Consider the following 22,593-nt stretch of genomic DNA (forward strand, 5'->3'; position numbering starts at 1 on the left):
CGCCGCGCCGGTGGAACGGCGCGGCGGGCGGCACGGGTGGTGGGCCGGGGGCCCGTCAGCGCTTGGCCTCGGCCCAGGCGCGCTGCCGGTCCAGATCGGTGCGGAACTCCGCGAGCTGGGTGGCGACTGCGGCGGGTGCGGTGCCGCCGCGCGCGTTCCGGGCGGCGAGCGCGCCCTGCACGTGCAGCACCTCCCGCACCTCGGGGGTGAGGGACGGCGAGATCGCGGCGAACTGTGCGTCGGTCAGCTCGTCCAGCTCGATGCCCTCGCGCTCGCACACCTGGACGCACTCCCCCGCGACCTCGTGTGCCACCCGGAACGGGACACCGCGCTTGACCAGCCACTCGGCGATGTCGGTGGCCAGCGAGAAGCCTGCCGGGGCCAGTTCGGCCATCCGCTCGCCGTGCACGGTGAGCGTGGCCATCATGCCGGTGAACGCCGGGAGCAGCATCTCCAGTTGGTCGATGGAGTCGAAGACCGGCTCCTTGTCCTCCTGGAGGTCGCGGTTGTAGGCGAGGGGAAGGGCCTTGAGCGTGCTCATCAGGCCCGTCAGATTGCCGATCAGCCGGCCGGACTTGCCGCGCGCCAGCTCGGCGATGTCCGGGTTCTTCTTCTGCGGCATGATCGACGAGCCGGTGGAGAAGGCGTCGTGGAGCGTCACGAAGGAGAACTCCTTCGTGTTCCAGATGATGATCTCCTCCGCGATCCTGGACACGTCCACACCGATCATCGCCGTCACGAACGCGAACTCCGCGACGAAGTCCCGGGAGGCCGTGCCGTCGATGGAGTTGGCGGCGCTGCCGTGCTCGAAGCCGAGATCGGCCGCCACCGCCTCCGGGTCGAGCCCGAGGGACGAGCCCGCGAGCGCCCCCGAGCCGTACGGGGAGACGGCGGTGCGCTCGTCCCACTGGCGCAGCCGCTCCGCGTCCCGCGCCAACGCCTGTGCGTGCGCCAGGACATGGTGCGCGAACAGGACCGGCTGGGCGTGCTGGAGGTGGGTGCGGCCCGGCATCGCCACCGCGGGGTGCTGCTCGGCCAGGCCGGCCAGCGCCGCCTGGAGATCGGCGAGCAGGCCGCCGATCACCCGGGCGTGATCCCGCAGATACATCCGGAAGAGCGTGGCGACCTGGTCGTTGCGCGAACGCCCCGCCCGCAGCTTGCCGCCCAGCTCCGGGCCGAGACGCTCCAGCAGACCGCGCTCCAGCGCCGTGTGGACGTCCTCGTCGGCGACGGTGCCGGTGAACGCGCCGGAGGCGACATCGCGCTCCAGGGCGTCCAGGCCCGCGTGCATGCGCTCCAGCTCGTCGTCCGTGAGCAGGTTCGCCTTGTGCAGGACCCGCGCGTGGGCGCGGGAGCCCGCGATGTCGTACGGCGCGAGGCGCCAGTCGAAGTGGACGGATGCCGAGAGCTTCTCCAGCGCCTCGCTGGGGCCGTCGGCGAACCGGCCGCCCCACAGCCGGACGTCCTCGCCGCCGGTGGCCTCACCGGCGCTGTCGCTCGTGTCGCTGCTCACTCGTTGCTGCCCTGTTCTTCGGACGGGAGTCGGACGGGAGTCGGACGGAAAGGTGTCAGGACTGGTCGCGCTTGGCGGCGATCTTGCTGCTGAGGCCGAAGATCTCGATGAAGCCCTTCGACATGGACTGGTCGAAGGTGTCCCCGGTGTCGTACGTCGCCAGGTTGAAGTCGTACAGCGACTGCTCGGACCGCCGGCCGGTGACCACGGCGCGGCCGCCGTGCAGGGTCATCCGGATGTCGCCGGTCACATGCTGGTTCGCCTCGTCGATGAAGCCGTCGAGCGCGCGCTTGAGCGGGGAGAACCACAGCCCGTCGTAGACGAGTTCGGTCCACCGCTGCTCGACCTGCCGCTTGTAGCGCGCCAGTTCCCGCTCGACGGTGACGTTCTCCAGCTCCTGGTGCGCGGTGATGAGCGCGATCCCGCCCGGGGACTCGTAGATCTCCCGGGACTTGATGCCCACGAGGCGGTCCTCGACCATGTCGATCCGGCCGATGCCCTGGGCTCCGGCGCGCTCGTTGAGCTGCTGGACGGCCTGGAGGACGGTGACGGGCTTGCCGTCGATCGCCACCGGCACGCCCTTGTCGAAGGTGATGACGACCTCGTCGGCCTCGCGGGGCGTGGCCGGGTTCGAGGTGTAGTCGTAGACGTCCTCGATGGGGGCGTTCCAGATGTCCTCCAGGAAGCCGGTCTCGACGGCCCGGCCGAAGACGTTCTGGTCGATCGAGTAGGGCGACTTCTTGGTCGTCGCGATCGGCAGGCCCTTCTCCTCGCAGAAGGCGATGGCCTTGTCCCGCGTCATGGCGTAGTCGCGGACGGGCGCGATGCACTTGAGGTCGGGCGCGAGGGAGGAGATGCCGGCCTCGAACCGGACCTGGTCGTTGCCCTTGCCGGTGCAGCCGTGCGCCACGGTGCCCGCGCCGTGCTTGCGCGCCGCGGCCACCAGGTGCTTGACGATGGTGGGCCGGGAGAGCGCGGAGACCAGCGGGTAGCGGTCCATGTACAGGGCGTTGGCCTTGATCGCCGGGAGGCAGTACTCCTCGGCGAACTCGTCCCTGGCGTCCACGACCTCGGCCTCGACCGCGCCACAGGCCAGCGCACGCTTGCGGATGACGTCCAGATCCTCGCCACCCTGGCCGACATCCACGGCGACGGCGACGACCTCGGCGCCGGTCTCCTCGGCGATCCAGCCGATGCAGACAGAGGTGTCCAGGCCGCCTGAGTAGGCGAGTACGACGCGCTCGGTCACGGGCTTCTCCTCACGTACATGCGCTGACTGGTATAAGTATGCACTCCACCGTATGTTTCGTCAACGCATGGGGTGAGCCCCCGCCGGCCCCCGGAAAGCCCTGGTCAGGCGCGCCTGCGCAGCTCCTCCCGGAGGACCCGTGTATGGGCGTGGTCGAGGTCCTTGGTCGCGGTGAGCAGGGTGAGCGTGCCGCCCGACGGGACCTGGCCCAGCAGGGCACGCATCGCCTCCTCCCCCTGCTCCGTCTCCAGCTCCGCCCGGTAGCGGTCGGCGAACCCCTCGAACTTCTCCGGATCGTGGCCGTACCACTTGCGCAGCTCGGTCGTGGGGGCGACATCCTTGTTCCAGTCGTCCAGCGCCGCCCGGTCCTTGGACTCGCCGCGCGGCCACACGCGGTCCACGAGCACCCGTACGCCGTCCTGGCGCGGATCGGGGTCCTCGTAGACGCGGCGGACACGCACCGTCGGCTTCTTCTTCGCACTCATGGCATCAGCCTGCAACCCGCCGCCGCCCCCCGCATGTTGACGGTGTTCACATCCTGCGGATAGCGTGCCGCCATGGCTGACTTCCCGTCCCTCGCCCGGCAGATGTGGCACCGCATGGAGCCGGTCTACGCCTCCCTCTACTTCGTCCCGCAGGCAGCCGAGAAGGTCGCAGCGCTCGGCTACGACCCGGACTCGCCGGCCCAGAAGTCCCTCGCGCTGCGCGGTGCCCCGCTGGGTGCCGTCCCGGCGGAGCTGCTCACCGCCGTCTTCCACAGCTTCAGCCCCCGCCTGGTCGCCGACCACGTCCCCGGCATCTGGGACACCGCCACCCCCGCGGCCGTCCTCGACACCCGCGTCCGCGCCGCCGACACCGCCCTGCGCACGCTGCTCGGCGACCGGCTCGCCGACCCCTCGCTCGCCGAGGCCGCCGAGCTGGCCCGCACCGCGGCGCAGGAGGCCGCCGCCCGGCTGCCCGGACGCCCGCTGGCCGCCGCCAACGCGGCGCTGCCCTGGCCCGAGGAGCCGCACCTGGTGCTGTGGCAGGCCGCCAACATCCTGCGCGAGCACCGGGGCGACGGGCACGTTGCGGCGCTCACCGCCGCCGGGCTCGACGGCTGCGAGGCGCTCGTCTCCTTCGCCGCGATCGGCGCGGCCCCGGTGGAGACCTTCGCCTCACGCGGCTGGAGCGCACAGGAGTGGGCCGCGGCGCGCGAACGGCTGGCGGACCGCGGCCTCGTCGAACCGGACGGTACGGCCACCGAGCGGGGCCACCGGCTGCGCGAGGACGTGGAGCGCACGACGGACGAACTGGCCGCCGCGCCCTACGAGGTGCTGGGCGAGGACGGCTGCGCCCGGCTGGGCGAGCTGACCACGCCCCTCATCGAGGCCGTCGTCACCTCGGGGCTGCTGCCCGAGGAGAACACGCTCGGCATCCTCAGGGTGCCGGCCCCCGCCCCGCGCTGACCCGGCGTGGCCCGGACGCCCGGAGGCGGCCCGGGCCACCGCCGTCGCAGGTCACATGGCGAGACGGCCTTGCGCACCGGCCCCGGCAGGGCGTTTTCTCGCACGGTGCGAAGAGAACAGCCCGAACCCCCGGCGAACACCGAGCCGAGCGCCCCGGCGCCGAGCGCGCCCGACGACGGCGCGGAACAGCGCGGCGCGCGCCGTGCCGTCACCCTCTTCCCCGTGCTCGTCCTGCTCGCCGGTGCGGTCGGCCTGCTGAGCCCCGGCACCTTCTCCGGCGGCGGCGACGCCGTGCCCTATCTCCTCGGCGTGGTGATGTTCTGCATGGGCGTCACCATGACGCCGCAGGACTTCAAGGGCGTGGCCCAGCGGCCGTGGGCCGTCGCGCTCGGACTGGTCGCGCACTACGTCCTCATGCCGGGGCTGGGCTGGCTCGTCGCACACGTGCTCCATCTGTCGCCGCAGCTCGCGGCCGGGGTGATCCTGGTGGGCTGCGCGCCCAGCGGGACGGCCTCGAACGTGGTGACGTATCTGGCCCGGGGCGACGTGGCGCTGTCCGTCTCGGTGGCCACCGTCTCCACCGTCCTCGCCCCGCTGATCACCCCGCCGCTGACGCTGCTGCTGGCCGGTGAGTACCTGCCGGTCGACGCCGGCTCGATGGTGGCCGACATCCTCAAGACCGTGCTGCTGCCCGTGCTGGCCGGGCTCCTGGTGCGGCTGGTCGCCGGCCGGCTGGTGACCCGGGCGCTGCCGGTGCTGCCCTGGCTGTCGGCGCTCACCATCGCGGTGATCGTCGCGGTGGTCGTCGCGGGCAGCGCCGAGGCGATCAAGTCGGCCGCCGCGATGGTGCTGCTGGCCGTCGTCCTGCACAACGGGCTGGGGCTCGCCCTCGGCTACGGCGCGGGCCGGATCGGACGGCTCGGTGCTCCGGCGAGCCGCGCCATGGCCTTCGAGGTCGGTATGCAGAACTCCGGCCTCGCCGCGTCGCTCGCCGGCGCGCACTTCAGCCCGCTGGCGGCCCTGCCCGCGGCCGTCTTCTCCGTCTGGCACAACATCTCCGGCGCGCTGGCGGCCGCCTGGTTCGCCCGCCGCGACCGCGCCCAGGGGCCCGGCACCCCCGGCCCGGACACCCCGGCGAACGCCGCGGCCGCCGGCCCCGGCCCGGAAACCCCCGCGGACGCCCGCCGCGCATCCGCCCCTTCCGCGTCCGCCCGCGCCGGATCCGCCGGGGAGGCGGAAGGTGGCGAAGGCGCCGGGGACGCCGGAGCGGCGGGGGCCACCGGGTAGGCCGGGCCCGCTGGCACCGGGAGCACGGGCCCTCTTCCGCTGCTACCTCCGGGTAATTACGGTGGCCGCGGCCCGTCCGGTGCGCGCCCGTACGCGGTGGCGCCCGAGTACGGGCACGACGGAACCGACCGTGACACGAAGGGGCAACGCCATGGCGCCGGCCGCCGCACCCTCCCTCGCCCGCCTGCTGGGCGGAGCCGGGGCGCTGCACTTCCTCCTGCCGAAGCCGTTCGACGCGATCGTGCCGCGCGCCCTGCCGGGCCGGGCCCGGGCCTGGACGTATGCGAGCGGCGCCGCCGAACTGGCCGTCGCCGCCGCCCTCACCTGGCCGCGCACCCGCAGGGCCGGCGGGCTCGCGGCGGCGGCGCTGCTCACCGCCGTCCTGCCGGCCAATGTGCAGATGGCCTACGACTGGCGGCACCGGGCGAGGCCGCTGAAGGCGCTGGCCTACGGCCGGGTTCCGCTGCAACTCCCGCTGCTGGCCTGGGCGTTGCTCGCCGCGCGCGAGGGCGGCCGGGAGCGGCCGGCCGGGGCCGTCGACCCGGCCGGCCGGAGCGGTCAGGCCGCGGGGCCCAGCCGGTAGACGCTGCCGTCCAGCGCGAGGACGTACAGCTCGTGGTCGCTGTCCTGGGCGAAGGAGACGACCTCGCCGCCGTTCACCCCGAGGTTGGTCTCGCCGGTCACCTCACCGTCCTCGATGTCCAGCGCCCGGATGTCGCCCTCGCAGTAGTCGCTGAACAGATACTTCCCGGCCAGTTCGGGGACGGCCTCGCCCCGGTAGACGTAGCCGCCCGTGACCGAGCAGCGCGTCGGGGAGCGGTCGTACTCGAAGACCGGCGGCACGTGGTTCGCGGGCTCCGTCCCGCCGTCGAAGGGCAGGGTGCCCTCCATCTCGGACCAGCCGTAGTTCTCCCCGCCGCCGCTGGACGCCGGCGCCAGGTCGACCTCCTCGCGGGTGCTCTGGCCGACGTCCCCGATGAGCAGGTCGCCGGTGTCCGCGTCGAAGGAGAACCGCCACGGGTTGCGCAGCCCGTAGGCCCAGATCTCGCCGCGCGCCCCCGGCTCGTCCACGAACGGGTTGTCCTCGGGGACGGCGTACGGCTCGCCGTCCTGGCCGCCGCGCGGGTCGATCCGCAGCAGCTTGCCCAGCAGGGTGTCCAGCTTCTGCCCGTTGCCGTGCGGGTCGCCGCCGCTGCCGCCGTCGCCCAGCCCGATGTAGAGCATGCCGTCCGGGCCGAACGCGAGGTTGCCGCCGTTGTGGTTGGCGTACGGCTGTTCCTGGGTCAGCACCGTCCGCCGGGTGTCGGGGCGCAACGCCCCGTTCTCGACGGCGAATTCGTCGACGGTGCTGGTGCCCTCCTTGTCGGTGAACGCGATGTAGAAGTGCTCGAACGCGGGGTCGAAGGCGATGCCGAGCAGCCCGCGCTCGCCGTCGATCGTCGTCTCGTCGGTGATGTCGAGCACCGGCTCGCCGAGCTGGGTACCGTCCAGCACCCGGACGCGGCCGGGCCGTTCGGCGATCCACACGGTGCCGTCCGGGCCCGCGGTGCCCGCCGTGGGCATCTCCGCCTCCGCCACCTTCTCCAGGCCGACGTCGGCGGCCCGGTGCGACGAGGCCGCCGGCTGCGCCGCGTCCGCGGCCCGTCCCGGACGTCCGGTCTCCTGGGCGGAGGCGGCGGGTAACGCGAGGGTGATGCACAGGGCGAGGGTGCCGAGGAGTGCCGAGCAGTTGCGGACTTTCACCTGAACCTCCCGGAGGCGGCGGTCACGTCGTCACCCGGCTGCCGCGCCCCTCGGGCGCCGCGCGGGCCCGGGCGTGCGGGCCGGACGGTGCCGTGGCGAGCCGTGGGCACCGCGGGACGCGCGGTCACCCGTGGCGGGAAGCAACGGGGTGGGGGGAATGTGCCACTGGCTGTCCGATGAGGGTAATGGTGCGTACCAGGCCGGGGAAGGCCGCGGAACGGACGGGTGCGGACTTCATCCGGAGTTCAACTGCCGGGCGGCAGGAGGGAGTTGGCCGGAAGTCGGCGGCCGGCGCGGACGAGCCCCCGCCCCGGCCGCCGCCCTCCCGGCGCTCCGTCTCCCCCAGCGCACCGCGCCGTACCACCTGCCCCGCACGCACACCGCCCTGCTCCGCGTTCCTCCGGCGGCTCGGCGTTCCCCGGCAGCTCAGCGTTCCTTCTGCGCCAGCCCCAGCAGATGGTCGGCGAGCGCCTGGCCGCCGTCGGGGGCACGGCTGATGAGCAGGAGGGTGTCGTCGCCCGCGATGGTGCCGATGATCTCGTGGATGCCGGCCTGGTCGATGGCGGAGGCCAGGAACTGTGCGGCACCGGGCGGGGTGCGCAGCACGACGAGGTTCGCCGACGCCTCGGCGGAGATGAGGAGTTCACCGGCGAGCCGGGCCATCCGGCCCTCCGAGGCGGACTCGCCGAGCGGTGCGCGCGGGGTCGGGTCCCCGCCCTCGGAGGGCACCGCGTAGATCAGCTCTCCCCCGGTGTTGCGGATCTTGACAGCGCCCAGCTCGTCCAGGTCCCGGGAGAGCGTGGCCTGGGTGACCGAGAGCCCGTCGTCGGCCAGGAGCTTCGCCAGCTGGCTCTGGGAGCGGATCGGCTGCCGGTTCAGGATGTCGACGATCCTGCGGTGCCGGGCCGTACGCGTCTGCGGGACGGCCTGCCCCTGCTGGTCCTCGGTCATGCTCCGTGTTCCCCTTCGGTTCACTCTCGGCTCGCGCCGGCCGGCGCCCTTCCGCTGCCGGCCCGGCGTCCGCCGTCCTGGATCATCGCTGCTGCTCCACCGCCGCGTCGAGGATCCCGGGCAGCGCCCGTACCAGCGCGTCCGTCTCCTTCTCACCGACGATCAGCGGCGGAGCGAGCCGGATGACGTCGGGTGCGACGGCGTTCAGCAGGAAGCCGGCGTCCTGGGCCGTCTGCTGGGCCCGGTCCGCGACCGGCTCGGTGAGCACGATACCGAGCAGCAGCCCCGCACCGCGGACCTGAGCGACGCACGGGTGCCCGAGCGCGAGCACCGCCTCGCGCAGCCGCGCCCCGACGCGCTTGACGCGGTCGAGCAGCCCCTCGTTCTCCAGGGTCTCCAGCACGGCCAGCCCGGCGGCGCAGGAGACGGGGTTCCCGCCGAAGGTGGAGCCGTGCTGGCCGGGCGCGAGCAGCTCGGCGGCCTCGCCGAAGGCGAGGGTCGCGCCCAGCGGGAGCCCGCCGCCGAGCCCCTTGGCCAGGGTGATGACGTCCGGCTCCACGCCCTCGGCCTGGCAGGCGAACCAGTGCCCGGTCCGGCCGATGCCGGTCTGCACCTCGTCCAGGATCAGCAGCGCGCCGGCCGCCGAGGTGATCTCGCGGGCCGCGGCCAGATAGCCCTCCGGTGCGACGAGGACGCCCCGCTCGCCCTGGATGGGCTCCAGCAGGACGAAGGCCGTCTCCTCGGTGACGGCGGCACGCAGCGCCTCGACGTCGCCGTAGGGGACATGGGTGACCTCGCCCGGCAGCGGCGCGAACGGCTCCTGCTTGGCGGGCTGGCCGGTCAGCGCGAGGGCGCCCATGGTGCGGCCGTGGAAGCCGCCCTGCGCGGCGACCATACGGGTGCGGCCGGTGCGCCTGCCGAGCTTGAAGGCGGCCTCGTTGGCCTCGGCGCCGGAGTTGGAGAAGTAGACCCGGCCGGACCGGCCCGCGAGGTGCAGCAGCTTCTCGGCGAGCGCGACGGTCGGCTCGGCGGCGAAGAGGTTGGAGACGTGGCCGAGGGTGGCGATCTGCTCGGAGACGGCGCGGACCACGGCGGGGTGCGCGGTGCCGAGGGCGTTGACGGCGATACCGCCGAGGAAGTCCAGATACGCGTTGCCCTGCTCGTCCCACAGCGTCGCGCCCTCGCCCCGGACGAGCGGCAGCCGGGGCGGCCCGTAGGTGTTCATCAGGGCGCCGCGCGACCGGTCGGCGAGGCCCTGCTCCGGGGACGGGGCTCCGGTGGCGCTGCTCTCCTGGGTGCCGGTCATGGCTGGTCCTTTGCTGTCCGGGGGTCGGGGACGGCGTCGGGCACGACCATGGTGCCGACGCCCTCGTCGGTGAAGATCTCCAGCAGGATCGCGTGCGGCACCCGCCCGTCGAGCACCCGCGCGGTGTGCACGCCGTTGCGCACGGCGTGCAGACAGCCCTCCATCTTGGGCACCATGCCGCTGGAGAGGTCGGGCAGCAGCTTCTCCAGCTGCTGCGCGGTCAGTTCGCTGATGACCTCGTCGCTGTCGGGCCAGTCCGCGTACAGCCCCTCGACGTCGGTGAGGACGATCAGCGTCTCGGCGCCCAGCCCGGCGGCGACGGCGGCGGCGGCCGTGTCGGCGTTGACGTTGTAGATGCCGCCCTCGGTCTGCCCCTCGTCGCCGTCGACGCTGTGCGCGATGGAGGAGATCACCGGGATCCGGCCGTCGTCGAGCAGCGCCTCTATCGCGCCGGTGTCGACGGCGGCGACCTCGCCGACCCGCCCGAGGTCGACGCGTTCGCCGTCGATGTCGGCGTAGTGCTTGGTGGCCGCCATGATCCGGGCGTCCTCGCCGGTCAGCCCGACGGCGAGGGGGCCGTGCCGGTTGAGCAGACCCACCAGCTCGCGCTGCACCTGCCCGGCCAGCACCATGCGCACCACGTCCATCGTCTCGGGTGTGGTGACGCGCAGCCCGGCGCGGAACTCCGACTCCAGGCCGAGCCGGTCGAGTTGGCGGCTGATCTGCGGCCCGCCGCCGTGCACGACGACGGGGCGCAGCCCGGCGTGCCGCAGGAAGACGACGTCCTGCGCGAAGGCGGCCTTCAGCTCCTCGTCGACCATGGCGTTGCCGCCGAACTTGATGACGACGGTCCTGCCGTGGTGCCGGGTCAGCCACGGCAGGGCCTCGATGAGCGTCCTCGCCTTGGGCAGCGCGGTGTGCTTGCGGGCGCTCATGAGGAGTACGCGCTGTTCTCGTGGACGTAGTCGGCCGTCAGATCGTTGGTCCAGATGACGGCGGACTCCGTGCCGGCGGACAGATCGGCGGTGATACGGACCTCGCGGAAGCGCATGTCGACCTTGTCGCGGTCCTCGCCGACGGCGCCGCCCCGGCAGACCTGGACGCCGTTGATGGACACGTTCAGCTGGTCGGGCTCGAAGGCCGCCGAGGTGGTGCCGATGGCGGAGAGCACCCGGCCCCAGTTCGGATCCTCGCCGTGCACGGCGCACTTGAGCAGGTTGTTGCGGGCGATGGAGCGCCCGACCTCCTCGGCGTCCGCCTCGCTGGCAGCGCCGACGACCTCGACGCGGATGTCCTTGGAGGCGCCCTCGGCGTCCCGCACGATCTGCCGGCCCAGGTCGTCGCAGACGGCGCGGACGGCCTCGGCGAACTCCGCGGCGTCCGGCACGACACCGCTCGCGCCCGAGCCGAGGAGCAGCACCGTGTCGTTGGTGGACAGGCAGCCGTCCGAGTCGATGCGCTCGAAGGTGGTGCGGGTCGCCGAGCGCAGCGCCTCGTCCAGCGCGGGCGAGGCCAGATCGGCGTCCGTGGTGAGGACGACGAGCATGGTGGCCAGGCTCGGCGCGAGCATCCCGGCGCCCTTGGCCATCCCGCCGACCGTCCAGCCGGCCGGGCTCTCCACGACGGCCGTCTTGTGCACCGTGTCCGTCGTCTTGATCGCGATGGCGGCCTTTTCCCCGCCGTGCGCGGACAGCGCCCCGGCCGCCGTGCCGACGCCGCTCAGCACCGCCTCCATCGGCAGCCGCTCACCGATCAGACCGGTGGAGGCGACGGCGATCTCGCCCGCGCTGTGCCCGTCGCCGAGCACCTCCGCGGCCTTCTCGGCCGTGGCGTGCGTGTCCTGGAAGCCGGGCGCGCCCGTGCAGGCGTTCGCGCCACCGGAGTTGAGGACGACGGCGGACACCCGCCCGCCCTTGAGCACCTGCTGGGACCACAGCACCGGCGCCGCCTTGACGCGGTTGGCCGTGAACACGCCGGCCGCCGCGCGGTTCGGCCCGTTGTTGACCACCAGCGCCAGATCGGCGCCTCCGTTCTCCTTGATCCCGGCGGCGATCCCGGCCGCCGTGAACCCCTTGGCCGCTGTCACGCTCACTGCGTCTCTCCCCTCGCCGCGCCCCGCCCGCGGCATCCGTCCCGGTGGGCCGCGCCGGTGGCCGGCACGGCTGTCGTCGCTGTCGTCGCTTGCGTCGCTGCTCCGCGCGCCGCCGGCCGTGTCCGGCTCACGGCGCGACCCCGACCGCCGGCAGGCCCCGCACCTCGTCCAGGCCGAGCGCGAGGTTCATGCTCTGCACGGCGCCGCCGGCCGTGCCCTTGGTCAGGTTGTCGATCGCGCCGACGACGACGATCCGGCCGGCGTCGGCGTCGTACGCCATCTGGAGATGCACGCCGTTGGCCCCCTGCACCGAGGCGGTGGCGGGCCACTGGCCCTCGGGCAGCACGGTGACGAACGGCTCGTCCTGGTACGCCTTCTCGTAGGCGGCCCGGAGCTGTTCGCCCGTCGTGCCGGGCGCCGCGCCGGCCGTGCAGGTGGCGAGGATGCCCCGGGACATCGGCGCGAGCACCGGGGTGAACGACACGCTCACGCGCTCGCCGGCGACGGCCGTCAGGTTCTGCACCATCTCCGGCGTGTGCCGGTGCGTCCCGCCGACGCCGTACGGGCTCATCGAGCCCATGACCTCGCTGCCCAGCAGGTGCGGCTTGAGCGCCTTGCCCGCCCCCGAGGTGCCGGTGGTGGCGACGACGACGGCCTCCGGCAGGGCCAGCCCGGCCGCGTACGCGGGGGCCAGCGCGAGGGAGACGGCGGTGGGGAAGCAGCCGGGCACGGCGACCCGCCGGGTGCCGCGCAACGCCGCGCGGGCGCCGGGGAGCTCGGGCAGCCCGTAGGGCCACGTCCCGGCGTGCGGGGTGCCGTACCAGCGCTCCCAGGCCGCCGCGTCGGCGAGCCGGAAGTCGGCGCCACAGTCGATGACGAGCACCTCCTCGCCGAGCGCCTCCGCCACCGCGGCCGACTGCCCGTGCGGCAGGGCGAGGAAGACGACGTCGTGGCCGCGGAGGACCTCGGGTGTGGTCTCCTCCAGCACGCGGTCCGCGTACGGGGCGAGGTGCGGCTGGAGCGCCCCCAGGCGCTGCCCGGCGTGGGAGTGCCCCGTCACGGCACCGACCTCGACATCCGGATGTCCGCTCAGCAGCCGCAGCAGCTCACCCCCCGCGTAACCGCTCGCGCCCGCCACCGCTGCTCGCACCGTCATGGGACCTCCTTCGTGGAGGTATGACTATACGTATCGCCGAAGTTTTATGCAATGGGCATGTTCCGGACAGTCGAACAGGCAGCCGGACCCGTCGACCCGCCCCCGGGGCCGCACGCCGCACACTCCGGCGAACCCGCGGCTCGACGCACGGCCGCCCCGGTGCGGCCGGGACCCTCGGGCTTGCCGTCCCACGTCGTAACAACTAGAGTTACGACCATTGCCGAGGAACGAGGGAGGTGGAGTCCGGCATGAGTGCCAACAGTCGGCTGACCATCGCGGCGCACGCGCTGACCTGGATCGGGCTGTACCAGCGGCGCGGCCACGAGGTCGCCACCTCCGAGCAGATCGCGGCGAGCGTCAACACCAACCCGGTGGTGATCCGCCGCCTGCTGGCCGAGCTGCGCAAGGCCGGCCTGGCCGAGTCACGGCGGGGCGCGGGGGCGGGCTGGATGCTCGCCCGGGACCTGGCGGCGATCACCCTGCTCGACGTCTACCAGGCGATCGAACCGGGGCCGGTCTTCGCCCTGCACCGCGCGACACCGAACCCCGAGTGCGTCGTCGGCCACGGCATCGGCCCGGCGATGACCGCCGTGTACGACGGGGTGGAGGCCGCCCTGCGCGCGGAGCTGGCCGGGACCACGTTGGAGGACGTGCTGCGCGACATCCTCAAGGCCGCCTGAACCGGGGCGCGTCGTACGCCACCCGCCCCGGGGCACGCTGAAAGCCGCCCGCCTCGGACCGTCGGCCTTCTCCCGTCGGAGAAAGGCCGCTCTTCGACGCCCTCAATGTAACAACAATGGTTACCTCAAGAATCGGAGAATCTCTCATGGGACAGCTGGACGACAAGATCGCCCTCGTCACCGGCGCCTCCAGCGGCATCGGCCTGGCGATCGCCCGCCGTTTCGCCGCCGAGGGCGCGACCGTCCACCTCACCGGCCGCCGCAAGGCCGAACTGGACGCCGCCGCCGCGCAGATCGGCCCCCGCGGCATCGCCGTACCGGGCGACACCTCGGACCTCGACGACCTCGACCGGCTCTTCGCCGGGATCGCGGACCGCGGCGGCCGTCTGGACGTCGTGGTGGCCAACGCCGGTGTCGCGGACTACGCCCCGCTCGGTGCGGTCACCGAGGAGGAGTACGACCACATGACCTCGATCAACCTCAAGGGCACGGTCTTCACCGTGCAGAAGGCGCTGCCGCTGCTGGCGGCCGGCGCCTCGGTGATACTCCTCTCCTCCAGCTCGGCCCTGCGGGCCACCCCGGGCCTGAGCGTCTACGCCGCCACCAAGGCCGCGATCCGCAGCCTCGCCCGCACCTGGGCCGCCGAGCTGGCCGGCCGGGGGATCCGCGTCAACGCCCTCACCCCCGGCCCCGTCGGGACCCCGGGACTGGAGGACCTCTTCGCCACCTTCCCGGACGACGAACGGCCCACCACGGCCGACCCCGCCTCACTGACCCCGCTCGGTCGCGCCGGCCACCCCGACGAGATCGCCGCCAGTGCCCTCTACCTGGCCGGCGGCCAGAGCACGTTCACCACCGGCGCCGAACTGTTCGTGGACGGCGGCGTCACTCAGCTCTGAGGCGCCCCTCACCGGCCGCCGCCGACGTGCCCGGGCGGTCCGCCGGGGCGGCCTGCCCCGGCGGACCCGTCGGGCGGCGGCCGGTTCCGCCTCTCCCACCGCGGGGTGCGGAGCGGCCGGGCGCGCGCGGGCGACGGCCCCGGCCCCGCCCTGGCCACAGGCCGCCCGGGCCCGGCCGGAGGAGGGTGGGACACCGGCCGGTGCAAGGGCGCCGTGTGCGGAAAATCCCTCGTCGGGCCGTGGCCGGAGCGCGGATACTCGCCGGCATGCTGGACTTCACCGATTTCGACACCCGCGGCTACCGCACCGTCAACGTCCCCACGGGCTACGGCCGTTGGGTACGCACCTACGAGGACACCGTCGAGGACACGATGGACCTCGCGCTGCTCGACCGCCTGACCGTCCCCGCCTGGGACTCCGTACGCCGCGCCGCCGATCTGGGCTGCGGCACCGGCCGCACCGGCGCCTGGCTGCGCGCCCGTGGGGTGGCGGCCGTCGACGGCGTGGATCTGACGCCCGAGATGCTGGCGGTGGCCCGGGGCAAGGGCGCGCACCGGCGCCTCGTGCACGGCGACGTCCGCACGACGCCGCTGGACACCGGCGCCTACGACCTGGTGATCGCCTCGCTCATCGACGAACACCTCCCCGAGCTGCGCCCGTTCTACGACGAGGCGTGGCGGCTGGCGGCGCCCGGCGCCCACTGCGTCCTCGTCGCCTTCCACCCGCACTTCATCATGGCCTCGGGCATGCCGACGCACTTCACCGACGAGGACGGCGAGGACATCGCCATCAGCACCCACATCCACCTGCTGAGCGACCACGTCTCGGCGGCACTCGGCGCCGGCTGGCAGCTGGCGGAGATGCGCGAGGGCGTCGTCGACGCGGACTGGCTGACGGTCAAGCCGAAGTGGGAGAGGTTCCGCAACCACCCGGTGTCAGCGGCGCTGGTGTGGCGCAAGGCGTGACGGCCGATCCGCGAGGCCCCCGCGGACGACGCCCCCGCGGGCGCGGACCGGCCGGAGAGCGGGCTTGCGTTGGAGAGCGCTCCAACTCCTAGCGTCCCAGGGGTCGCAGGGCCGGTCCCGCTCGCACCCCGAGGGCACGGGTGGCGCCCGGCCGTACCCGTATCAGGGGCCGCCGCCCGGCCGCGCCCCGTACCGCCTGGAGGCACATCGATGAGCAGTACCCTTCCCACCCGCCGGCTGGGCGCGCTGACCGTCTCCGCACAGGGGCTCGGCTGCATGGGCATGAGCCACGGCTACGGCGAGTCCGACGACGACGCCTCGGTCGCCACCCTGCACCGCGCCCTGGACCTGGGCGTCACCCTGCTGGACACCGCCGACTTCTACGGCTCGGGGCACAACGAGGAGCTGATCGGCCGCGCCGTCGCAGGGCGCCGCGACGAGGTCGTACTGGCCACCAAGTTCGGCTTCGCGAACAAACTGGGCGAGCCGACGGTGATCCGGGGCGATGCCCCGTATGTGCGCCGGGCCTGCGAGTCCTCGCTGCGCCGCCTCGGGGTGGACCACATCGACCTCTACTACCAGCACCGGGTCGACCCGCAGGTCCCGGTCGAGGAGACCGTCGGCGCGCTGGCGGAGCTGGTGGCCGAGGGCAAGGTGCGGTACCTGGGCCTGTCGGAGGCGAGCGCGCGGACGCTGCGCCGTGCGCACGCGGTGCATCCGATCAGCGCCCTCCAGAGCGAGTGGTCGCTGTGGACGCGCGACCTGGAGGACGAGATCGTCCCGGTGTGCCGGGAGCTGGGCATCGGCCTGGTGCCCTTCTCGCCACTGGGCCGGGGCTTCCTGACGGGGCGCTACACCTCCGTCGCGGGCCTGGCGCCCGGCGATGTCCGCCGCAGCCAGCCGCGCTTCGCGGACGGGAACCTGGAACGCAACCTGGCGATCGTCGACAGGCTGACCGAGCTGGCGGCCGCGCGCGGGGTGACGGCCGGCCGGCTGGCGCTCGCCTGGCTCCAGCACCGGGGCGAGGACGTGGTGCCGATCCCCGGGACGCGCAGGACCGGCAATCTGGAGGAGAACCTCGCGGCGGTCGACCTGGAGCTGACCGCGGCGGAGCTGACCGCGATCGAGGCGGCGGCACCGCGCGACCAGGTCGCCGGCTCCCGCTACGACGAGGGCTCCCTGTCCTTCGTCGACCGCTGAGCGGTGCCGCCGGCGGCGACGGCGCCGGAGCCGGAGCGCGGCCTGCGGCGCGGGCCGGTACCGGCCGCCCCGGGGACGCCCGGAGCCGTCTGGGCCATACTCGTCGCCATGGCGGACGGGACGAGCACCCGGATCGCCGCGCTCCTGGCGGAGTTGCGGCTGGAGGAGACGGCCTGGGTGGCCGCGGTGACGGGCAGCGACCCGGCGGCGGTCATCCGGGCGTGCGGGGGCGCCCCGGAGGCGGCGCGGCCCCGAGCCCTCGACGAGCGCCTGCTTTCCGAGCCGACCGGGCTGGGCGGGCTGGCCGGATCGCCCGAGCTGACCGAGTTGCCCGGGTCGTCCGGGGCCGGGCGCCCGCACCTCGCGGTGGCCCGGGCCGGTCCGGCCGTGACGGTGCTCGGATACGGCGACCACCGGGGCCCGCACGAGGAGGTGCTGCGGCGGCTGGCGGCGCCGGGGGCGCGCGCCGCCGGTGTCCACTGGGGCCGGGGCGCGCCCTCCCGGCTCTCCCTCGCCGAGGACGGCGCACTCCTCTCCGCCTTCGATCTGCGCGCCCCCGCACACCGGTACGGCTCCCGCCCGGCGGCCTGGGACGCCCATCTGGACGGGCTCGACCTCGACGGCCCCCGGTGGCGCGCGGCCGGCGTGACCGCGGTGCTCCGCGCGACCGGGGCCCGCCTCGATGCGGCCTGGGCACGGGGCCCGCACCTCGTCGTTCCCGTCGCCCCCGTCGCCCCCGTCGCCCCCTGCACCGACGTCTTCACCGACGTTTCCCCCGACGCAGCCCCCGGCACGCCCGCCGCCTCCGTCGAGGGCGTCTCCCCCGCGCCGCTCCCGCGGGAACCGAGGGACTCGCCGCTGCTCGCCGAGGAACCGTTCGCCGGCTTCCTGGCCCGGCTCGGCCCGGAGTGCCTACCCGCCATGGAGCGGTACGGCGTCGAACTCGCCGCCCGGCACAACGGGTTGGCCTCCGACCCGGTGTGCACGCTCGCCCTCGCCGTGCTGGACGGCTGCGGCCCGCCCGAGGCCCGCCAGGAGCTGCGCATCGAGCTGGCCCGGCGTGCCGCGCCGCGGTCGTCGGGGGACGCGGCGGACCGCGGACCGGTGGCACACGAGCCGGCCGTGTGGCAGACGCTCGGCGATCTGCTGGCCCGCGAGGAGGGCGCCGTGGTGGCCGGCCCGCCGCCGATGTGCCTGCTGGACCGGGCGATGAGCGGCGGCGGACACACCCCGGAAGCGGAACGCTACGCCCTGCTGCGCGCCCTGTACGAGGCCGCCCAGCGCACCCCGGACGCCTGACGTCGCCCCTCCCCACGCCGCGGCGCCAGGCACCCGCGCACGTGCACCCCGCTCGTTCCGGACACCGCACACTCCCACGGACGTTTCGAACGGCTCCGGCACCGCTCACTCCAGGCACAGCTGCCACTCACCCGGCCGTCCGGCGAGGGTGAGGGCCGCGAGCGGCTGGGCGTCGATGTTCCAGTAGGAGTGCGGCGGCGCCTTGAGGACGTAGCAGACGGCGGCGCGGACGACGGACGGCTCGGCGACGGCGACCGCCCAGCCGCCGTCCCCGACCGGCCGGGTGTCCAGCCAGCCGCCGATCCGCTGGATGAAGGCCAGCAGCGACTCACCGCCGTGCGGTGCGACCCGCGGGTCGGCCAGCCACCGGTCGACGGCGTGCGGCTCGGCCGCCGTGACCTCGGCCAGCGTCCGGCCCCGCCACCGCCCCATGTCGCACTCGCGCAGCGCGACCTGCGAGAGCGGCGTCAGCCCGAGGGCCTCGCCCGTCTCCCGGCAGCGCGCCGACGGTGAGCAGTAGCGCAGCTCGGCGGCGGCGAGGTGCAGCAGCGAGGGCACGCGGCGCTGCACGTCGTGCCACCCCGCGGCGTCCAGCGGCCGGTCGTCGTCGAAGCGCACGTCCAGCAGCGAGGCGCTGCGGGCGGCGGCGAGCAGCGTGAGGCGCACGTGCATCCGGCGATCGTAGAGCCGTCCGGCCGGACGTTCGAGGGGTCGCGCGACGAACGCCCCGGCCCGTTCCGGCGCCCGGGGTCAGGGGGATGCCGGTCCCGGGATTCCGGCGTCACACTGGAAGTGGGCACGGCCCCGGCGGGGCCTCGGTGGGCCGGGGCACCCGGCGAGCCCGAGAAATCGGCGAATCCGGGGAACCCGGTGAACCCGCGCTGATCCGAGGAACCCGAATATCCCGAGGAACCCGAGGAAGCGGAGCCGTCGGACGCATCACCGACGGGAAACCGATGAGTCCGATGAAACCGATGCATCCCACGCATCCGACGGGAAACGGTGAGAACCCGGCGAGAAGCGGGCCGGGCCAGGGGCACGGCCCCGGACGGAACGCAGGAACCCGCAGCAGTACGGCGAACAGGAGGCCGACCGATGCAGGCGAATTCAGGCGACCATCTGCTGATGCACGGCCGCGTGGTGGGTCAGAACGACCGCGAGGCCGAAATCGTCGAGGTCATGGGCACGAACGGCGAGCCCCCGTACCGCGTGCGCTTCGAGGACGGGCACGAGGCGGTCCTCTCCCCCGGCCCGGACAGCGTCGTCACACCGCCCGAGAAGCGCTGAGCAGGACCGCCGGGCACGCACACCCGGCGGAAGAGGACCCTCCGCACCCGCTGTGCACGACCGTGCACAGGTGACCTTTCGCACCCGCTCTCCCTCCGGTGGAACCGCACAGGTAACGTCGGGCGGCGAAGCGGCAGGTCCCGGCGCCCCGGCGCCCCGGTTCCGGGCCGCCGGGGACCGTGAAGACCAGCGAAAGGCACGAGGTGACGGAGTCTGTAGCCGACGTCCAGCGCGTCGGAGTGGTGGGCTGTGGCCAGATGGGCGCGGGTATCGCGGAGGTGTGCGCGCGGGCCGGGCTGGAAGTGATGGTCGCCGAGACCACCGGTGAGGCGCTGGAGCTGGGCCGTACCCGGCTGGCGAACTCGATCGGCAAGGCCGCGGAGCGGGGGAAGATTTCGCCGGAGGACGCCGAGGCCACGCTGGAGCGGCTGACCTTCACGACGGACCTGGGCGACTTCGCCGACCGCGACCTCGTCATCGAGGCCGTGATCGAGAGCGAGCCCGTCAAGATCGAGATCTTCCAGGTGCTCGACCAGGTGGTGACGCGGCCCGACGCGATCCTCGCCTCCAACACCTCCTCCATCCCGCTGGTCAAGCTGGCCGTCGCGACCTCGCGCCCGGATCAGGTGATCGGCATCCACTTCTTCAACCCGGCCCCGGTCCAGCAGCTGGTCGAGCTGATCCCGGCGCTGACCACCGGCGAGGGGACGATCAAGCGCGCCGAGGCCGTGGTCGGCGGCATCCTCGGCAAGCACACCATCCGCGCCCAGGATCGGTCGGGCTTCGTCGTCAACGCGCTGCTCATCCCGTATCTGCTCTCGGCCGTCCGGATGTTCGAGTCCGGCATCGCGGGCCGGGAGGACATCGACAACGGCATGGAGCTGGGCTGCGCCCACCCCATGGGCCCGCTCAAGCTCGCCGACCTCATCGGCCTCGACACCGTGGCCTCGGTCGCCACCTCGATGTACGAGGAGTACAAGGAGCCGCTGTACGCCGCTCCCCCGCTGCTCCAGCGCATGGTCGACGCGGGCCGCCTCGGCCGCAAGGCGGGCGCGGGCTTCTACTCCTACAGCTGATGCCGTGCGGCTGCCGCTGATCCCCGGCGGCCGCCGCCGGTCCCCCGTCCCGGGCCGAACGGCCGGGGACGGGAATATCCTTGTGTGCGGCGGGAGTTGAGCCGGTCATGGTGTGCGGCGGGAGTTGAGCCGGTCATGAAGATCGGTGTTTTGTCTTTCGTCACGGACGAGGGCATCCGCCCCGGCGCGCTGGCCCGTGCCGTGGAGGAGCGCGGCTTCGAATCGCTCTTCGTCGCCGAGCACTCGCACATCCCGGTGGGCTCGGCCGGGCCGGACGGCGGCGAGCTGGCCCGCCCCCACTACCGCTCGCTGGATCCCTTCGTCACCCTGGCGGCGGCCGCCGCGGCGACGAGCACGCTGCGTCTGGGCACCGCCGTCGCCCTGCTCGTCCAGCGGGACGTCCTGCACACCGCCAAAGAGGCCGCCAGTGTGGATGTGCTCTCCGGCGGCCGGCTGATCCTCGGCGTGGGCGCCGGCTGGCTCCGTCAGGAGATGCGGCACCACGGCACGGACCCGCGCACCCGCGGCCGGCTGCTGGACGAACAGCTGGCGGCGCTCAAGGAGATCTGGACGCGGGACGAGGCCGAATTCCACGGCGAGTTCGTGGACTTCGGGCCGCTCCACATGTGGCCCAAGCCGGTGCAGCGTCCGCATCCGCCGCTGTGGATCGGCGGCGGGAGCGAGGCGTCGCTGCGCCGCGTGGCCGCGCACGGGGACGGCTGGTTCCCGGTGTCGGCCACCCCGGAGGACATCCGCCGCGCCCGGGCCGAGCTGGACGCGGCGGGCCGTGCCGACGCCGTCCTCACCGTCCCCGGGGACGCGGCGGAGCCGGCGTCCCTGGAGCGGTTCGCCGAGGCCGGCGCCGAACGCGCCGTCTTCATGGTGGACACGGCACCCGAGGACGCCACGCTCAGGACGCTGGACCGCCTCGCGGAGTCGACGGCCCCGTACCGCGATTGACGGCGGACAGCGGCCTGGCGACGGACTCCAGGGGCCGGCGCTCCGCGTCCACCCCGAGGAACACCGCCGCCAGGCCCCCGAGCACCATGATCACCGCGCCGGTCAGAAAGCCCGCGAACATCCGCATCCGGTCCGTGCCGTCGCCGATCAGCCAGCCGTAGAAGGACGGTCCGGCCGCGCCCGCGCCCTGGCCGATGGCGAAGAACAGCGCGATGGCCTTGCCACGCACCTCCAGCGGGAAGATCTCACCGGCCGTCAGATAGCCCGAGGAGGCGCCCGCCGAGGCGAAGAAGAAGATCACGCACCAGGCGGCGGTCTGGGTGGCCGCGGTGAGCACATCGGCCGCGAACAGCCCGGCCGCCAGCGCGAGGGCACAGCCGGCGAACAGATAGGTCCCGGCGATCATGCGCCGGCGGCCGACCACGTCGAAGAGCGGCCCGAGCACCACGGGGCCCAGCAGATTGCCCGCGGCGAAGGCGAGCAGATAGCGCGGGGCGCTGTCGGACGGCACGTCGTAGAACTCGGTGAGCACCAGCGTGTAGGTGAAGAAGATCGCGTTGTACAGGAAGGACTGCGTGATCATCAGCGTCGAGGCGAGCACCGCGCGCCGCGGGTAGGAGCGGAATAGCACCCGCAGCAGGGTGGGGAACGTCGAGCGTGCCGATGCGCCGATCTCGATGGCCTGGCCCTCGTCGACGGGCGGCAGCGTGTGTCCCCGCTCGGTGACCTCCCGCTCGATCCGTGCGAGGGACCGCTCGGCCTCCGCCGCCCGCCCGTGCATGATCAGCCAGCGGGGGCTCTCGGGCAGATGCCGGCGGACGAAGAGCACCGAGAAGCCCAGGAGGGGCCCGAGCAGAAAGCCCAGCCGCCAGGCGAGCGTGTCGTCGACCTGGCTGAGAAGCAGCAGTTCGGCCACGGTACCGAGGAAGGCCCCGGCCCAGTACGTGCCGTTGACGAGGAGGTCGATCCGGCCGCGGAACCGGGCCGGCATCATCTCCTGGATCGCCGAGTTGATCGCCGCGTACTCCCCGCCGATCCCGGTACCGGCCACGAAGCGGGTCAGATACAGATACACGTCCCAGCCCGGCCCCTGCCCGAAGGTCAGCGCCGTGAGTCCGCTGCCGAACAGATAGACGCCGAAGGTCAGCAGGAACAGCTTGCGGCGGCCGAACCGGTCGGCCATCCGCCCGAAGAACAGGGCGCCCGTCACCTGCCCGACGAGATAGACGGTGGCGATGAGCCCGGCCTCGCCCGAGGTGAGGCCGAGGGTGTCGGCGTGGGTGAGGACGGAGGTCACCGCGCTCGCCACGGTGATCTCCAGCCCGTCCAGGATCCAGGCGCAGCCCAGCGCCACGATCATCCTGGTGTGGAAGCCCGACCAGGGCATCCGGTCGATACGGGCCGGGATCAGGCTGCGCAGGGGCGCGGAGTCCGCCGGGCCGCCCGGGGCGTTCGGGGTGTGCGGTGCTGCCATCCCGTCAC

The 22,593-nt window shown here is 73.7% G+C and carries 22 protein-coding genes; 11 read left to right on the top strand and 11 right to left on the bottom strand.

Features of this window, described 5'->3' with window-relative positions:
- Window positions 1-55: 55 nt before the first annotated feature.
- The 3 genes from argH to SCA03_RS29395 form a co-directional block, all read right to left on the bottom strand.
- Window positions 56-1,513 (bottom strand): argininosuccinate lyase, encoded by a 1,458-nt coding sequence (gene argH / locus SCA03_RS29385; RefSeq protein ID WP_030875419.1) that lies wholly within the window; start codon window positions 1,511-1,513, stop codon window positions 56-58.
- Between the two features lie 55 nt (window positions 1,514-1,568).
- Window positions 1,569-2,762 carry an argininosuccinate synthase gene (locus tag SCA03_RS29390; RefSeq protein ID WP_030875416.1) on the bottom strand — a complete coding sequence of 398 codons (1,194 nt, stop codon included), beginning with the start codon at window positions 2,760-2,762 and terminating at the stop codon, window positions 1,569-1,571.
- Window positions 2,763-2,866: 104 nt separating this feature from the next.
- Window positions 2,867-3,247 (bottom strand): DUF488 domain-containing protein, encoded by a 381-nt coding sequence (locus SCA03_RS29395; protein WP_086816047.1) that lies wholly within the window; start codon window positions 3,245-3,247, stop codon window positions 2,867-2,869.
- A gap of 72 nt (window positions 3,248-3,319) precedes the next feature.
- On the opposite strand from SCA03_RS29395, the gene SCA03_RS29400 reads away from it, so the two are divergent.
- The 3 genes from SCA03_RS29400 (at window position 3,320) to SCA03_RS29410 (ending at window position 6,080) form a co-directional block, all read left to right on the top strand.
- Entirely contained in the window at window positions 3,320-4,210 is an 891-nt protein-coding gene (locus tag SCA03_RS29400; protein ID WP_086816049.1) for an SCO6745 family protein, read from the top strand.
- A 105-nt stretch (window positions 4,211-4,315) separates the two neighbouring features.
- Window positions 4,316-5,497 carry a bile acid:sodium symporter family protein gene (locus tag SCA03_RS29405; protein WP_086816051.1) on the top strand — a complete coding sequence of 394 codons (1,182 nt, stop codon included), beginning with the start codon at window positions 4,316-4,318 and terminating at the stop codon, window positions 5,495-5,497.
- 130 nt (window positions 5,498-5,627) lie between these two features.
- Entirely contained in the window at window positions 5,628-6,080 is a 453-nt protein-coding gene (locus SCA03_RS29410; protein ID WP_371864011.1) for a DoxX-related protein, read from the top strand.
- On the opposite strand, the gene SCA03_RS29415 is transcribed toward SCA03_RS29410, so the two are convergent.
- The 6 genes from SCA03_RS29415 to argC all read right to left on the bottom strand — a co-directional run bounded on the left by SCA03_RS29415 (window position 6,056) and on the right by argC (window position 12,745).
- A complete protein-coding gene (locus SCA03_RS29415; protein ID WP_086816053.1) occupies window positions 6,056-7,240 on the bottom strand; it encodes a PQQ-dependent sugar dehydrogenase in 1,185 nt (394 codons plus the stop codon). The genes SCA03_RS29410 and SCA03_RS29415 overlap by 25 nt on opposite strands.
- Before the next feature lie 426 nt (window positions 7,241-7,666).
- Window positions 7,667-8,191, bottom strand: a complete 525-nt coding sequence (locus SCA03_RS29420; RefSeq protein WP_030875399.1) for an arginine repressor — start codon at window positions 8,189-8,191, stop codon at window positions 7,667-7,669.
- Between the two features lie 82 nt (window positions 8,192-8,273).
- On the bottom strand, window positions 8,274-9,497 hold the full coding sequence (locus SCA03_RS29425) for an acetylornithine transaminase (RefSeq protein WP_030875395.1): 1,224 nt from the start codon (window positions 9,495-9,497) through the stop codon (window positions 8,274-8,276).
- The gene (argB, locus tag SCA03_RS29430) at window positions 9,494-10,432 is read right to left on the bottom strand and encodes an acetylglutamate kinase (RefSeq protein ID WP_030875393.1); all 939 of its coding nucleotides are present in this window, start codon (window positions 10,430-10,432) and stop codon (window positions 9,494-9,496) included. The genes SCA03_RS29425 and argB overlap by 4 nt, the downstream gene beginning before the upstream one ends.
- Window positions 10,429-11,589: a bifunctional glutamate N-acetyltransferase/amino-acid acetyltransferase ArgJ gene (gene argJ, locus SCA03_RS29435; protein ID WP_086816054.1), complete on the bottom strand. Its 1,161-nt coding sequence runs from the start codon at window positions 11,587-11,589 to the stop codon at window positions 10,429-10,431. The genes argB and argJ overlap by 4 nt, the downstream gene beginning before the upstream one ends.
- Window positions 11,590-11,716: 127 nt before the next feature.
- Window positions 11,717-12,745, bottom strand: coding sequence for an N-acetyl-gamma-glutamyl-phosphate reductase (gene argC, locus SCA03_RS29440; protein ID WP_086816056.1), 1,029 nt, complete (start codon window positions 12,743-12,745; stop codon window positions 11,717-11,719).
- A gap of 248 nt (window positions 12,746-12,993) precedes the next feature.
- Here argC and SCA03_RS29445 point away from each other — a divergent pair, with 248 nt between their 5' ends.
- The 5 genes from SCA03_RS29445 (at window position 12,994) to SCA03_RS29465 (ending at window position 17,788) form a co-directional block, all read left to right on the top strand.
- Window positions 12,994-13,425: an Rrf2 family transcriptional regulator gene (locus SCA03_RS29445; RefSeq protein ID WP_030875385.1), complete on the top strand. Its 432-nt coding sequence runs from the start codon at window positions 12,994-12,996 to the stop codon at window positions 13,423-13,425.
- A gap of 146 nt (window positions 13,426-13,571) precedes the next feature.
- Window positions 13,572-14,324 carry an SDR family NAD(P)-dependent oxidoreductase gene (locus SCA03_RS29450; RefSeq protein WP_086816058.1) on the top strand — a complete coding sequence of 251 codons (753 nt, stop codon included), beginning with the start codon at window positions 13,572-13,574 and terminating at the stop codon, window positions 14,322-14,324.
- A 266-nt stretch (window positions 14,325-14,590) separates the two neighbouring features.
- Window positions 14,591-15,289 carry a class I SAM-dependent DNA methyltransferase gene (locus tag SCA03_RS29455; RefSeq protein WP_030893138.1) on the top strand — a complete coding sequence of 233 codons (699 nt, stop codon included), beginning with the start codon at window positions 14,591-14,593 and terminating at the stop codon, window positions 15,287-15,289.
- 210 nt (window positions 15,290-15,499) lie between these two features.
- Complete coding sequence (locus SCA03_RS29460; RefSeq protein WP_086816060.1) at window positions 15,500-16,489, top strand: aldo/keto reductase; 990 nt, start codon at window positions 15,500-15,502, stop codon at window positions 16,487-16,489.
- A gap of 108 nt (window positions 16,490-16,597) precedes the next feature.
- Entirely contained in the window at window positions 16,598-17,788 is a 1,191-nt protein-coding gene (locus SCA03_RS29465; protein ID WP_141275749.1) for a hypothetical protein, read from the top strand.
- Between the two features lie 105 nt (window positions 17,789-17,893).
- Here the strand turns inward: SCA03_RS29465 and SCA03_RS29470 are convergent, their stop codons facing one another.
- Entirely contained in the window at window positions 17,894-18,460 is a 567-nt protein-coding gene (locus SCA03_RS29470; RefSeq protein WP_030875370.1) for a histidine phosphatase family protein, read from the bottom strand.
- Window positions 18,461-18,883: 423 nt separating this feature from the next.
- Here SCA03_RS29470 and SCA03_RS29475 point away from each other — a divergent pair, with 423 nt between their 5' ends.
- From SCA03_RS29475 to SCA03_RS29485, 3 genes are all read left to right on the top strand, one after another.
- Window positions 18,884-19,075 carry a DUF1918 domain-containing protein gene (locus SCA03_RS29475; protein WP_030875367.1) on the top strand — a complete coding sequence of 64 codons (192 nt, stop codon included), beginning with the start codon at window positions 18,884-18,886 and terminating at the stop codon, window positions 19,073-19,075.
- 203 nt (window positions 19,076-19,278) lie between these two features.
- On the top strand, window positions 19,279-20,151 hold the full coding sequence (locus SCA03_RS29480) for a 3-hydroxybutyryl-CoA dehydrogenase (protein ID WP_199812872.1): 873 nt from the start codon (window positions 19,279-19,281) through the stop codon (window positions 20,149-20,151).
- A gap of 135 nt (window positions 20,152-20,286) precedes the next feature.
- A complete protein-coding gene (locus SCA03_RS29485; RefSeq protein ID WP_086818244.1) occupies window positions 20,287-21,111 on the top strand; it encodes an LLM class F420-dependent oxidoreductase in 825 nt (274 codons plus the stop codon).
- On the opposite strand, the gene SCA03_RS29490 is transcribed toward SCA03_RS29485, so the two are convergent.
- Window positions 21,062-22,585 (bottom strand): MFS transporter, encoded by a 1,524-nt coding sequence (locus tag SCA03_RS29490; protein WP_169729709.1) that lies wholly within the window; start codon window positions 22,583-22,585, stop codon window positions 21,062-21,064. The two genes, SCA03_RS29485 and SCA03_RS29490, sit on opposite strands and share 50 nt — an antisense overlap.
- Window positions 22,586-22,593 lie beyond the last annotated feature (8 nt).

Source organism: Streptomyces cacaoi, from assembly GCF_006539165.1.
GTDB lineage: Bacteria > Actinomycetota > Actinomycetes > Streptomycetales > Streptomycetaceae > Streptomyces > Streptomyces cacaoi.